This window comes from Nocardiopsis sp. iso_237 (assembly GCF_056173345.1).
Map to the genome: position 1 here is coordinate 4,574,229 of NZ_CM149669.1, position 12,816 is coordinate 4,587,044.

General features: G+C 71.6%; 13 protein-coding genes. 3 read left to right on the forward strand and 10 right to left on the reverse strand.

Annotated features, from left to right (window positions below):
* Positions 1 to 96: 96 nt before the first annotated feature.
* Positions 97 to 681: a hypothetical protein gene (locus tag AC0VYM_RS20815; protein WP_475454697.1), complete on the forward strand. Its 585-nt coding sequence runs from the start codon at positions 97 to 99 to the stop codon at positions 679 to 681.
* 268 nt (positions 682 to 949) lie between these two features.
* Here the strand turns inward: AC0VYM_RS20815 and AC0VYM_RS20820 are convergent, their stop codons facing one another.
* The 7 genes from AC0VYM_RS20820 to AC0VYM_RS20850 all read right to left on the reverse strand — a co-directional run bounded on the left by AC0VYM_RS20820 (position 950) and on the right by AC0VYM_RS20850 (position 8,401).
* Positions 950 to 1,372, reverse strand: coding sequence for a hypothetical protein (locus AC0VYM_RS20820; protein ID WP_475454700.1), 423 nt, complete (start codon positions 1,370 to 1,372; stop codon positions 950 to 952).
* An 11-nt stretch (positions 1,373 to 1,383) separates the two neighbouring features.
* Complete coding sequence (locus AC0VYM_RS20825) at positions 1,384 to 2,172, reverse strand: PhzF family phenazine biosynthesis protein (RefSeq protein WP_475454702.1); 789 nt, start codon at positions 2,170 to 2,172, stop codon at positions 1,384 to 1,386.
* An 87-nt stretch (positions 2,173 to 2,259) separates the two neighbouring features.
* Positions 2,260 to 2,700 carry an Lrp/AsnC family transcriptional regulator gene (locus tag AC0VYM_RS20830; RefSeq protein WP_378741206.1) on the reverse strand — a complete coding sequence of 147 codons (441 nt, stop codon included), beginning with the start codon at positions 2,698 to 2,700 and terminating at the stop codon, positions 2,260 to 2,262.
* Between the two features lie 601 nt (positions 2,701 to 3,301).
* Positions 3,302 to 4,408 (reverse strand): serine hydrolase domain-containing protein, encoded by a 1,107-nt coding sequence (locus AC0VYM_RS20835; RefSeq protein ID WP_475454704.1) that lies wholly within the window; start codon positions 4,406 to 4,408, stop codon positions 3,302 to 3,304.
* A 254-nt stretch (positions 4,409 to 4,662) separates the two neighbouring features.
* Positions 4,663 to 5,523: a hypothetical protein gene (locus AC0VYM_RS20840; protein WP_475454706.1), complete on the reverse strand. Its 861-nt coding sequence runs from the start codon at positions 5,521 to 5,523 to the stop codon at positions 4,663 to 4,665.
* Between the two features lie 702 nt (positions 5,524 to 6,225).
* Positions 6,226 to 7,464, reverse strand: coding sequence for a kynureninase (gene kynU, locus AC0VYM_RS20845; protein WP_475454708.1), 1,239 nt, complete (start codon positions 7,462 to 7,464; stop codon positions 6,226 to 6,228).
* A gap of 34 nt (positions 7,465 to 7,498) precedes the next feature.
* A complete protein-coding gene (locus AC0VYM_RS20850) occupies positions 7,499 to 8,401 on the reverse strand; it encodes a tryptophan 2,3-dioxygenase (RefSeq protein WP_475454710.1) in 903 nt (300 codons plus the stop codon).
* A gap of 173 nt (positions 8,402 to 8,574) precedes the next feature.
* Here AC0VYM_RS20850 and AC0VYM_RS20855 point away from each other — a divergent pair, with 173 nt between their 5' ends.
* Both AC0VYM_RS20855 and AC0VYM_RS20860 read left to right on the forward strand, forming a co-directional pair.
* Entirely contained in the window at positions 8,575 to 9,042 is a 468-nt protein-coding gene (locus tag AC0VYM_RS20855) for an Lrp/AsnC family transcriptional regulator (protein WP_475454712.1), read from the forward strand.
* 429 nt (positions 9,043 to 9,471) lie between these two features.
* Entirely contained in the window at positions 9,472 to 9,768 is a 297-nt protein-coding gene (locus AC0VYM_RS20860; RefSeq protein WP_475454714.1) for a DUF4031 domain-containing protein, read from the forward strand.
* On the opposite strand, the gene AC0VYM_RS20865 is transcribed toward AC0VYM_RS20860, so the two are convergent.
* From AC0VYM_RS20865 to AC0VYM_RS20875, 3 genes are read right to left on the reverse strand one after another with little or no spacing between them, the layout of a single operon-like run.
* A complete protein-coding gene (locus tag AC0VYM_RS20865; RefSeq protein ID WP_475454716.1) occupies positions 9,689 to 10,417 on the reverse strand; it encodes an HD domain-containing protein in 729 nt (242 codons plus the stop codon). The two genes, AC0VYM_RS20860 and AC0VYM_RS20865, sit on opposite strands and share 80 nt — an antisense overlap.
* A 37-nt stretch (positions 10,418 to 10,454) precedes the next feature.
* Positions 10,455 to 11,117, reverse strand: coding sequence for a response regulator transcription factor (locus AC0VYM_RS20870; protein WP_475454718.1), 663 nt, complete (start codon positions 11,115 to 11,117; stop codon positions 10,455 to 10,457).
* A gap of 40 nt (positions 11,118 to 11,157) precedes the next feature.
* Positions 11,158 to 12,708, reverse strand: coding sequence for a sensor histidine kinase (locus AC0VYM_RS20875; RefSeq protein ID WP_475454720.1), 1,551 nt, complete (start codon positions 12,706 to 12,708; stop codon positions 11,158 to 11,160).
* Between the last annotated feature and the right edge of the window lie 108 nt (positions 12,709 to 12,816).

A 12,816-nucleotide genomic window follows, 5' to 3' on the forward strand; every position in this document is an offset into this window, starting at 1 on the left:
TGACGGACTCCGGAGTGCGAACAGCCGGGGCCCTCCCGGAAAAGGGGTGGAGGCGCGGGGACCCGGGCGGATTGAATGGTCCCGGAGGTGAGGCCCGTGCGCCCTGCTGTGGGGGACGCCCTGAGGGCGTGCCCGGAGTGCCCCGGGCCCGAGTACAGCGGGGCTCCGGACTGTGCTCGGTGCCGGGGGCTGGTGGACGCGGTCCTGGAGGAGGAGTGGGAGGCGTTCCTCCTCCGTGAGGGGCTGGAGGACGGGCCCGAGGTGGCCGCGCTGGTCGTCGGGGAACCGGACCGGTACGACTGGCGGGTGGTGGACGCGGCGCTGGACCGACTGGTGTGCGCGGAGTGCGGATACCCGTCGAGCCGGGGGCCGGTGGGGTGCGGGCCGTGCGAACTCGCGCACGGGTTCCGCTACGCGGCGGTCGAGACGGACCGGCCGGGAGCCGTGCCGGGGAACGAACACGCGGTCCGGGTGAACGTCTCGGTGGTGCGCCGCCCGCAGGGGGTCTCCGAGCGCGAGCTCCTGGTCCGGCGGCTGCTGCTGCCCCGGCTGCTCTCCGGTGACCTGCCCACGACGGCCCGGGCCCAGGCGGCCAAGGACCGGATCAACCGGATGGGTCTCGCGGAGATCGAGGCGCTGTTCCCCCGGATGCTGGACTCGCCCGGCGTCGACGTCCCCTGAGGCCTCCCGGCCTCTGGGGTCGAGCCGGGTACGGGGTTCTCGGCCCGACCGCCAGAGGACGCCGACCGGGCTGGAGGGGGACCGGCACCGATCGGCGGGGAGGACGCGGCCCGTCCGGAATCAAGGGGTGCTCCGGTCGGGCCGCCGTCCCGACACCTCCACGGAGGGGGGTGGGGGGTGTCGTGGAACTATTCTTACCGGACCAGGGGTGGCCGCACGGGGAAAACCGGGAATTCGACGGGATCGGCTTCCCACCCGGTGGTGTGTATCAGGCGATAGCCGCCCGGAACGCCCGGTCGTGCGGGTCCACGGGGTCCTCGGCCAGGTCTCCGACGAACACCGCCACGGGCCGCCCGCCCCTCTCCTCGATCTCCTTGAGCAGCCGTCGCCACTCGACCAGGTTGGGGTGCCGCAGCTCGGTGCACGCCGCCGCCGGAGCCAGGGCGTCGGCGGCCGCTGTGAGGCGCGCGGGTGTGAGTTCGTGGGTGGCGGTACCCGAGGTGTGTCCGCACACGATGGCCAGGACGACGGCGGGCAGGGGGCTCGTGCCGACGTTGGTCAGCCCGAAGACCGTCCGGCCGTCCTGGTGCACGCCGACCCCGTAGGCCGCCGGGCGCCGCCAGCCGGGGTGGCCGGCTTCGAGCCTCTCGCGCGCGGCGTTGATCTCTTCCCTGGTGGCCCACTGCTCCATGGGGATCTCCTCTACAGGTTCAGGTCGCCGGTGGCGACGGTGACGGCGTCGCCCCCGATGAGCACGCGGTCGCCGTCCAGGCGCAGGTGCAGGTCACCACCGCGCCTGGAGGCCTGGCGGGCCAGGAACTCGGTCCGGCCGAGCCGCTCGGCCCAGAACGGCGCGATCACGGTGTGGGCGGCTCCGGTGACCGGGTCCTCGGGGACGCCCATGGACGGAGCGAAGCACCGGGAGACCGTGTCGTATCCGCCGTCACCGGGGGCGGTGGCGATCACCATGCGGGCAGGCAGGGCCCGGATGGCGGTGGGGTCGGGGTCCAGCGCACGGACGGTGGCGGCGTCGGCCAACTCGACGAGGAGGTCGTTGTTGCCGCCGATCCCGGTCCACAGGGGTTCGGCGCCCAGGGCCTCGGCCAGGCCCTCGGGGGCCTCGGTGGCGGTGGCGGGGCGGGCGGGGAAGTCCATCCAGAGCTTGCCGTCCCGGTTCCGGACGGTGAGCACGCCGCTGCGGGTGCTGAAGCGGATCGGTCCCTCCACGCCGAGTTCGGTGAGGGCGTGCGCGGTGGCGAGGGTGGCGTGTCCGCACAGGTCGATCTCGGTGACCGGGGTGAACCAGCGCAGCTCGAAGTCGGCGTCGGGGGCCTCGATCCGGCGCGCGAAGGCGGTCTCCGAGAGGTTGAACTCGGCGGCGATCCCCTGCGCCCAGGCGTCGGGGTAGACGTCGTCCAGCACGAGGACTGCGGCGGGGTTACCCGCGAGGGGCCGGTCGGTGAAGGCGTCGATGACGCGGTACTCGGGCATGGGTCCATTCTTCCAAGTGGCCCCGACCGAACAAGGTCCGGTCCTGGGTGAAATGGACCCTATTCACCGCGACCGGAGGTCCTCCTCCTACTGGAGGTGGGGCTCGTCCAGGATGAACATGGTCTGGGTGCTCTTCACCTCGGGCAGGCGCTGGAGCCGCTCCAGGACGAAGGTGCGCAGGGCGGCGGCGTCGGCCACCCTGACGAGGAGCAGGAGGTCGACGTCACCGGAGACCAGTGCCGCGTGGTCGACCTCGGGGATGTCGCGCAGATAGCCGCGAAACCTCTCCCAGGAGTGCTGCTCGATCCGCACGGAGACGTAGGCGGACAGCGCGGTGCCGTACTTCTCGGGGTCGATGACGGCGGTGAAGCCCCTGATCACGCCCTCGTCGCGCAGGCGTTCGAGACGGGAGTAGGCGTTGGCCCGCGAGATGTGCGCGTTCTCTGCGACGGCACGGATCGACATGCGGCCGTCGTCGCACAGGAGCGCGATGATCCGGCGGTCGGTGTCGTCCAGCTGCACGGCCATGTGTCTTACCTCATACCGTCCGCGTCGTGGACACGTTAGATGATGTGCGATGACGGGCGTCCTACCGAGCAGTTCGTCCAGCATCACCCCGGAGGCATCGACAATATGGGGTGATTCGCCTCATATTCAAGACATGAAGCGCACCGATGATCGGCCTCGTCCGGTTCCTCCTCCGTCCTCGCGGGGGCCGGTGTGCTCGGTGGACCGGCACGGCCGACGTCAGGAGCTCCCCCCGTTCTCCGGGCCCGACCACGCGGCTCCCACCGGACCCCACCGCGCCGCGGTCGTCGGCCACCGCTGCGGCCAGCGGGCCGGAACCGCCGCGTACCCGCGGGGTTCGGCCCCCTAGGGACCACCGCGCCGGACACACGGGAGGGCTCCGCATCCGCGGGCGGCAACGGCGCCGCCGGAACGACGCGGGTTCGGGTGCCGTCCCGGGGGTCCCGGCACGGGTGAGGGCACGCGGCCCACACGCCGCCGTGTCCACGGGACGGGCGGGCCCTCCGCGTCAACGGTGACCGGAGGCCCGCCCCACCTCCCCTCGTCTCCGGACGGCCCCGGGCGGTGTCCCGCCTTCCGGGGCTCGGAGGGCGCCGACCGTTCAGGGGCGGCCGGAGCGCACGGGCGCCACGGAGAGGTCGTCGCCCAGGGCAGCGGCGATCGCGGCCGCCCTGGAGTGGTCGTCGAGTCTCCGGGTGAGGTAGGCGCAGGAGTGGCCGTGGCACAGGGACCTCCACACGGCCGATCCCCCGATCCCGCCCTTGGCGATCTTGGCGTCGTCCCGCAGGAACCCCAGGGTCCAGGTGAGCTCCGTGCCGAAGACCTCGTCGTACCCGGTGGCCTGGGGGGCGAGGTACTCCTCGTGTGCCTCGCGCCCGAGGAGCGCGCGCAGCGGACCGTCCCCGTCCGTGATCCCGTCCAGGAAACCGGCCAGACCGGTGGCGCTCGCGTGCAGGTTGACCGCGCCGAACACGGACCCGCGCCAGGCGTCGGAGTTGACCACGGCGGGGTCCAGGGGCCCGTCCGGGACGGAGAGCCAGTCGGCGGCGGGCTGGGCCCGGGGCCAGTCCGGGTGCGCGTACTCGATGTCCGCGACGCGGGCGAGCGCGTGTTCGGGCACCCCGAACCACGCGTCCAGCCCCAGGGCGGGTCTGACCACCTCGTTGAAGGCCGCGCCGAGGGTGGTCCCGGCCGCCGCGCGCAGGACGCCGTCGATCAGGTGTCCATGGGTCAGCGCGTGCTCACCCATCCGGGTGCCGGGGGCGTACTCGGGCTCCGTGTCCGCGAGGGCGGCCCGGAGCCCGGCGTCGTCGAGGGGGTCCGACGCCGCTGCGGTCGGGGGAAAGCGGGGCAGCCCCGCGCTGTGGGTGAGCACGTGGCGCAGGGTGGTGTGTTCCTTGCCCGCGACCCCGTACTCCTTCCAGTGGCGGGCGACGGGCGTGTCCAGGTCGAGCACTCCCCCACCGGTCGCGACCAGGGCGGCCAGCGCGGCGAAGGGCTTGGAGACCGAGTAGGGCTGGACCAGGGTGTCGTGGCCCCAGGGGCGGCGGCGTTCGGTGTCGACCCAGCCACCGCTCAGCCGGACCACCTCGCGGCCGTCCCGCCACACCGAGAGCCCCGCTCCGGTCTCCCGGCCGTCGTCCACCAGTTCCCGGAAGACCTCGCGCACCCCTTCGTAGCCGTACTCCGCGTACCCGTCGACAGGCATGGCGCCCCCTCCGTCCGTGTGCGTGCCGTGGCTCGGCCAGCGCCCCGAACATACCCACTGGGGGTATATTCGGCAACGGGGTGCGCACAGCACAGGGGCCGCGATCGTCGATCGCGGCCCCTGGCCTACCCACTCTCCGAGGGTCAGCGCCCTACGGGAGTCTCATTGTTTCCCCCCGCCAGAAGGAACACCTGGCTGTCGGACTCCCGTGGTCACGGATGACCGGGGTGGGTCCGGGGGTGGTCGTGTCGGAGCTAGCGTCCGAGCAGCTTGTCGAACAGCGTGGCGATGCCGTGGCGGCCGTCGCTCTCAGCCATCAGACCCTTGCCGCCCTCGTCCTCGGCACCGGCGTGGGCACCGGACGGACGGCGGGTCCAGGCGAAGAACATCGCGATGAGGATCGCGGGGATGATCGCCAGGGTGAGCAGACCGGCGGCGGAGGGAGTACCCTCGGCGCCCGTCAGCCCGAAGCCGGACAGGTCGTTGGCCGCGGTCTCGGCGGTGACGCCGGGGTCCTGGTCCTCCTGCTCGGCGGCGGCGGGAGCCTCGTCCTGCTGCTCCTCCTCGGAGGTCTCGTCGGAGGCGTCCTTGGGCTCCTCCTTCTTCTCCTCCTTCTTCTCCTCGTCCTTCTTCTCCTCCTTCTCCGCCTTCTCCTCGGGGAGGTACTTGGCGGGGATGTCGGAGACCGCGTTCTCGCACTTGTTGCCGGACTGGTTGAACGGGTGGGGAGCACCCTCGGTGCCGTTCCCGTCGCCCCACTTGGTGATGAAGTACTCGACCTCAGCGTGACCGTTGCCGCCGCTGACGACGAGCGAGTTCTCGTCGAAGCTCTCGCCCATCATGTCGGCGAAGGTCTTGCCGTCGATGTCCAGGAGGACGTCGCAGTTCTCAGAGGGAACGCCGGGACCACGGTCACCGATGAAGAACTCGTACTCCTCGCCCTCGTGGACGATGAATCCCTCGGTGCCCAGCGGCCAGCTGGGGCTGGAGAACAGCCCCTTCTGCATGGGCTCGCCTCCGGCGGGCATCCCGGTGTCTCCGTTGATGCCGGAACCGTCGTCCCAGAAATAGGTCGCGGTGACTTCGCCGTACTGAATGGGAGTGTCGTTGCTCATGTGTGATAGCCAGGTTGACGACAGAAGCCGAGAAGACCGGGCCATGGCGCGTCGGGGCACACGGACGGAAAGGGTCCGTGTTCCGGACTGGTGTCATGCCATGGCGCGCCCCGCGTCGCTGGCGGCGAGTGGCGGGGTGGGAACGGGGGGCCGGATCGGCTCCGCCGGACAGCTGCGCGTGGATTCGCGCTGCTCGTTCCCGAGAGAGATGAAGAGGTCTCGATTTCCCTTCCGGCTCGCAGGCCGGTCAAGGGCTCGGCACCGGATCGCTAAAGGTCCATAACGAACCGGTCACGAAGGACACTAACCCAGGCTTTGGCAAAGTGCCGAAGGATTCCGGGTAAAATGACAGGGCGTGTTTCGACGAACACGAAACGACGTCCTTCTCGGAGAACCCGCAGGTCACAGGATTGCCCTAACCGCAGGGGATCCCGGGCCCAAGGGGGCGTCTCGGACGGCTCTATGAGTGGCCGTCGTCATAAACCAGAAAGTACCGGCACGGGGTGGACCAAACCCTCTCAAAGGGCCACGGACACGTCGAAAGGTCACGAAGAAGCGGACCGCCGGGGAGTCGGCGTGGCATCTCCGCCATGGCAAAGACCGGGCCATCCCGGCACTGGGGAGGGTCACCGGAAGGCGCCCGAGGCCCCGTGGACACAAAGAACTCCCCGGTAGGTTGCCCCACCGGGGAGTACGTGTCGGTCAGGTGACCTGTGACCTCTGGTTGAACCGTTCGGCCCGCCACTCGCCGGACTCCACGACCTCCACCAGTGCCGTCGCGGCGTCGTACACGTCCACGTGGCGCAGGTAGAGCGGCGTGAAGCCGAAGCGCATGACGTCGGGGGCCCGGAAGTCCCCGATCACACCGCGCTCGATCAGCGCCTGCACGATCGGGTACCCGGCGCCCTCCTCCGGCTGGACGAGGGAGACCTGGCTGCCGCGCCGGTCGTGCTCCGCCGGGGTGATCGAGGCCAGCCCCACCGAGGCGGCCCTGGCCAGGAACAGGTCGGTCATGGCCAGGCTCTTGGCCCGGACCCGGGACAGGTCGGCCTTGGCCCACACGTCCAGCCCCGCCTCCAGGGCCGCGTCCGCCACCAGGGGCTGCGATCCGCTGAGGAAGCGCGAGACTCCCGTGGCCGGCTCGTAGTCGGGGGCGAAGTCGAAGGGCCGGGCGTGCCCGTGCCATCCGCTGAGCGGCTGGTCCGAGGCCGCGTGGTGGCGGCGGGCCGCGTACAGGAACGCGGGGGCGCCGGGGCCCGCGTTGAGGTACTTGTACGTGCACCCCACCGCGAAGTCCACGTCGTTCCCGGACAGGTCGATGGGCACCGCGCCCACGCTGTGGCAGAGGTCCCAGATCACGAGGGCGCCGTGCTCGTGCGCCAGGCGGGTGATCCCGGCCATGTCACGCAGCACCCCGCTGCGGTAGTCCACGTGGCTCAGCAGCAGGACGGCCACGTCGCCACGGGACAGGGCCTCGGCCAATTCGGGGCCGTCGGGGTCCACACGGCGCTGTTCGGCCCCGGCGAGACCGACCGCGCCCTCGGTGACGTACAGGTCGGTCGGGAAGTTGCCCGACTCCCCCAGCACCACCGTGCGGTCGGACAGGCGCAGGGCCGTGACCAGGGTCTTGAAGAGGTTGGCGGAGGTGCCGTCACCGACGACCACCTCGTCGGCACCGGCCCCGACCAGCGGGGCGACCTTGGCGCCGAGGGTGCGCGGCTTGTCCCACCAGCCCGCGTCGTTCCAGCTGCGGATGAGGTTCTGGCCCCACTCGCGCTCGATCATGTCGGCGACCCGGGCGGGGGTGGAGCGCGGCAGGGCGCCCAGCGAGTTGCCGTCGAGGTAGATCACCCCTTCGGGGAGGACGAACTCCTCGCGGAGGGGGGCGAGGGGGTCGGCCGCGTCCAGGGCGGCGCACTCCTCACGGGAGATGGGCGTCATCGGGTCCTGCTTCCTAGTGCCGTGGTGTCCTGGTCTAGATGGTGCTGCGCAGGGACCACAGTTCCGGGAAGACGTCCTTCTCGGCGTTGCGGGCCAGCCAGTTGAGACCGTTGGATCCGCCGCTGCCCGGTTTGCCGCCCATCGTGCGCTTGACCGCGACCAGGTGGAGCTGACGCCATCGTGTCACCCGCTCCGCGACGTCCACCAGCGCCTCGGCCAACAGGTACAGGTCGTTCCCGGGGCGGTCGTCGGCGTAGACCTCGATCCAGGCGGCCTCGACCTCGGGGGAGGGCTCGTAGTCCTCGCTCCAGTCCCGCTCGGCGCGGGCGTCCGGTACGGGCAGGCCCCGGCGGTGCAGCAGGCGCAGCGCGGCGTCGTACAGGCTGGGGCGCTCGATCAGGGCGGTGAGGTCGTCGACGACACCGGTCATGGCCTTGTGCGGGCGGATCATGGCGGCGGACTTGTGGCCGAGGACGAACTCCAGCTTGCGGTAGCTGTAGGACTGGAAGCCGGAGGCCTCACCGAAGGCGTCCCGGAACCGGTTGAACTGGGTGGGCGTCATGTCCCCGAACAGGCCCCAGGTGCTGTTGAGCACGTCCTGGGCGTTGCAGGCGCTGCGCAGCCAGGCCACGGCGCCGGGGACATCGTCCACCTCCAGCGCGTCCCGGGCCGCCTCCCAGCGCTCCTGGACGAGGGTGAACAGGAGCTCCATCACCTGGGTGCCGATGATGAAGGCCGACTCGGCGGGCTCCTTGGTGCGCGGGTTCTGGAGACCGAGCAGGGTGTCCACACCCAGGTAGTCGGCGTAGGGCGTGTTCCTGTCGAAGCTCAGGGTGGGCTTGCCTTCGTTGCTCTCCGCCTTCGTGGCGCGGGCCTCGGCCGCGCCGACGCCAGTCGGGGCGTAGGGGCACTGCTGGGCGGACGTGGTGGAGAGCATCGGGTGTACCCCTCGTGTACTGCGTGACTGCGGTGGTCTCACGAACCTGCGTGTACGTGAACTCACATACTCGAACAATTGACCCCGATAAGGAAGGGACGTCGACCACGCAAGTCGGGCACTGACCTAGCATTCGTAACAGGAATCCGACATCGGCCTTGGGAACGTGAAGTATGGCCTCACGACTGGAAACCCCACTGGACAGCGTTGACCAGCGCATCCTCGACGAGCTCCAACGGGACGGGCGCCTGTCCTTCAACGAGCTGTCCCGGCGGGTGAACCTCTCCGCGCCCGCCGTCGCGGACCGGGTCCGCCGTCTGACCGACCGGGGGGTGATCACCGGCTACCACGCCCACGTGGACCCGGCCGCCGCCGGTCTCCCGGTCACCGCGCTCGTACGTATGGAGTGTTTCGGCGCCCACTGCCTGTTGCGCGAGCAGTCCTCCCTGGAGCTGCCGGAGATCCTCCAGGTGCACCGGGTCACCGGCGACGCCTGCTGTGTGCTGCTCATCGCGGTGCGCTCCATGGAGCACTTCGAGGAGGTCATCGACCAGCTCGCGGAGCACGGCCGTCCCTCCAGCACCATGATCCTGTCGAGCCCGGTCCCCTGGCGCGCCGTCACCGCGCCCCAGACCCGCTGACGGCCAACCCCGCACCCGCCAGCCCTCCCCCGCAGGTGCGGGGCTCACCGAGGTCCGTCGGGGCCCGTCCGGCTGCCACGCCGTCCATCCCCGCGACCGCTGGGCTCACGAGTGGATCCGGGCGATGTGGGTGAGGACCCCCGGCCCATCCCCGGGTACGCGGGTCTCACGGAGAAGCGGGTCTCACGGAGAAGGAGACCCGGCGCGACCAGAGCCGCGTGCGCGGGTCTCACAGGTGAGGAGCGGCGCGGGGACTAACGAGAGTCGGCCTCCCCCGAGCTTGCGGGGCCCACGGTGAACGTCCTGCGATGACGGGCTCTCCTCGGTTCTCACCTCCGTGGCCCTCGGACGCGGTCGACAGCAAGCCAGATGGCGGGGGTCAGCGAACAGGCCGTGAAGAGCACGGGGCCGCGCGTCTAGGGTTGACCGGTGAGTGTACTGATCGACAGCCCCGTCTGGCCGGGCCCCCGTGGGTGGCGCTTCGCCCACCTGGTGAGCGACAGCTCCTTCGAGGAACTGCATTCCTTCGCGCGAGAGCTGGGGGTCCCCGCACGGGCCTTCGAGAGGGACCACTACGACGTCCCCGAGCACCTGCACCCGCGTGCTCTGGAGCTGGGGGCCGAGCTCGTCAGCGGCCGTGAACTGGTCACCCGTCTGCGGGCGGCGGGACTGCGCCGCCCCAAGCGCGGCGGGTCGGGGCAGGCTCCTCCGAGAGCTCGCGGCTGAGCCGGTCCACCTCGGCCAGCATGTTGGACCGGGCCCGGGGCTCCCAGTGCGCCCGACCGAACTCCGTGTGGAACAGGTGCGGGCTCTCCAGCAGCGAACGCAGGACCCGCAGCCGTCCGGCCCGGAACACCCGGTCGGGGTAGCGCCAGTACTCGGCGCGGACCGCCGAGGTGTAGGCCAGGTACTTCTCCGGGGCCCCGGCCAGGGTGGACAGGTCGGCGTCGGAGAGCACCGCGCCGTTGGCGTCCCCCGGCTCGGGCCGGTGGTCCCTGGTGACACCCACCAGCCGCACCACCTCGGAGATCAGCACCGGGTCCTTCCCCAGGAGCGCGAGCAGACGGTGCGCCAGGGCCTCGCTCTGGTCCTCGTCGTGGCCGGGGTTGCCCTCGTACACGGCGTCGTGGAACCAGACCGCGTACCGCACGGCGTCAACGTCGCGGGCCTCCTCCTGGAGCACGTCCACGGCCCGCAGCGTGCTCCACAGGTGGGAGAGGGTGTGGTAGCGGCGGTGGTCCTCGCTCCAGCGGCCGAGGAGTTCGTCCCCCACGGCGCGCGCCTCGCAGTCCTCACCGGCGAGCTGGCGCCAGGACGCGGCGAGGAGGACGGCGTCCTCCTGCCGCAGGGGGTGGAAACGGTCCTCGGAGCTCATGCCACCAGTCTTCCCGCCGGGGCCCCGGCCCAAAAGGTCAGCGCGCGGCGTCCTCGACCAGCCCGGCCTCGTAGGCGAGGACGGCCGCCTGGACCCGGTTCCGCATGCCCAGGCGGCTGAGGATGGCGCTCACGTAGCTCTTGACCGTGCCCTCCACGAGGAAGAGGCGTTCCGCGATGTCGGCGTTGGACAGGCCCGCGCCGACCAGGGCGAGCACCTCCCTCTCGCGGTCGGTGAGGTCGGCCAGGCGTGCCGCCGCGGCGGCCTCCTTCGCCGCTCTGCCTCCGCCGAACCGCTCGATCACCTGCCGGGCCACCCGAGGCGACAGGTAGGCGCCGCCTTCCGCGACCGCGTGCACCCCGGCGATGAGCTCACGGGGGTCCCCCGCCTTGAGCAGGAACCCGCTGGCGCCGTCCCCGAGCGCCTGGGAGATGTAGGCGTCCTCCCCGAAGGTCGTCAGGACGACGACCCTGGTGCCGGGGGCCACCCGCAGGATCTCGGCGCAGGCCGCGAGCCCGTCCATGCGCGGCATGCGGATGTCCAGGAGGACGACGTCGGGGCGGTGGGAGAGCACCAGCTCCACCGCCTGGCGTCCGTCGGCGGCCTCCGCGACGACCTCGATCCCCGGATCGCTCCGCAGGATCGCCCGTACACCCGCGCGGATCATCGCCTCGTCGTCGGCGAGCAGCACCCTGATCACAGTCTCCCCATCTCCGGTCCCGGTCGCGGCGTCCCACGGCTCATCTCGTCAGTCTCTCCTTGGTCACCAGCGCCCCGTCCTCGAAGCACAGCTGGTAGAAGTCCACGTCGTCGTCGAACATCCCCGCCGAGCTTCGGTACTGCTCGCAGGCGGGGTCGGCGGAACCGAACTCCGCCAGGTGCGCCTCCGTGATCCGCATCGGCTGGGCCGGGAGGGGAAGGTCCTCGCGGTGCGCGCCCACGGAGACCGCCGCGAACTCCTCCGGTGGGAGGGTGCTGTCCGCGAGGCTCTCGGCGAGGACGTAGTAGACCGTGGCGACCACGAGGACGACCACGGCCACGGGGGCGGCCACCAGGGCCAGGGTCCACGGCTGGACGCGTCTGCGGGCCGCCCTGTGGAGCTGGTCGATCACCTCGCCCTCCACCACCTCGGCGCCGTCCAGCGGAAGGATGGCGCGCACCCGCCAGCCGCCCTCGTGGGGACCCGTGGTCAGCGCCCCGCGTGCCAACCGCACCCGCTCCCCCAGCCCGGTGAGGCCGTGCCCGCCGCCGGAGCACGGTTCCTGGCCCGGCTCGTCCGGTGGGCGGTTGGTGACGCACGCCTCCACCCGGGTGTCGTCGGCGGTCAGCCGCACCTCGACGGGGGCGCCGGGCGCGTACTTGGTGGCGTTGGTCAGGGACTCCTGCACCACCCGGTGCACGGCGCGGTCCACCATCGGCGGGAGCGCGTCGAGTGGTCCCGCACTGACCAGGGTGACGTCCACCCCCGAGTCACGGGCCCGTGCGACCAGCGCCGGGACGTCCTCGCCGGCCGGGGCGGTGGGGGCGGGTCCGGCTCCGGTGCCGGGGCGCAGGACGCCGATGATCTCGCGCAGTCCGGCGGTGGCCTCCACCGCGCCGGCGCGCAGCCGGGCGACCTCCTCGCGGTGGTGCTCGGCCAGGTCCGGCGCGACCTCCAGGGCCCCGGCGCGCAGCGCGATCAGGCTGAGGTCGTGGCCCAGCGAATCGTGCATGTCCTGGGCGATCCGGGCGCGTTCGCGCAGCCTGGCCCGGTCGGCGGTGAGCCGCTGTTCGAGCTCCAGCTGACGGGCGTGCTCCCAGCCCGCCTGGCCCAGTTCCCTGTGCTGGCGTCGGTAGACGCCCACCAGCCAGGGCAGTGCCGTGCAGAACACCAGGGTGGACCCGGCGGTGACCCACAGTCCGGGGGTCTCGTCCACGTAGTTGAGCACGAGCACCGCCATGGCCAGGCAGAGGCCCGCGAAGAGCGCCACCGCGGGCCCGATCCGTGCGGACCGGCGTCCGGCCAGGTAGGCCGCGCACACCAGGAGGACCGTGAAGGCCTGGGACCACGTGCACACGAACACGGCCACGCACGGGGCCAGCAGGGGGTGGGTGCGGCTGAGCACGACCACCACCCCCGCCAGGGCCACCAGCACCAGGACGGGCAGGGCGGGTTCGTACCCGGCGACCGTGAGGGCGTAGGCCTCGGCCAGCAGGACGAGAGAGGTCCCGAGCCACAGCAGGAGGTCGCGCGCGAGGGCGCCCCGGGTGGGCCGTCCGGGTGCCGGGAACCGGCGCGGGTCGAAGTCCATGCTGGTGAACCTACACAGGGGTACCGGTCTCGGGGCACCCACGAAAGTCAGGGTTCGTCCTCCTCCTGGAGAGATCCACCTATCATGGGATGGTTTGCGGCCGAGGGC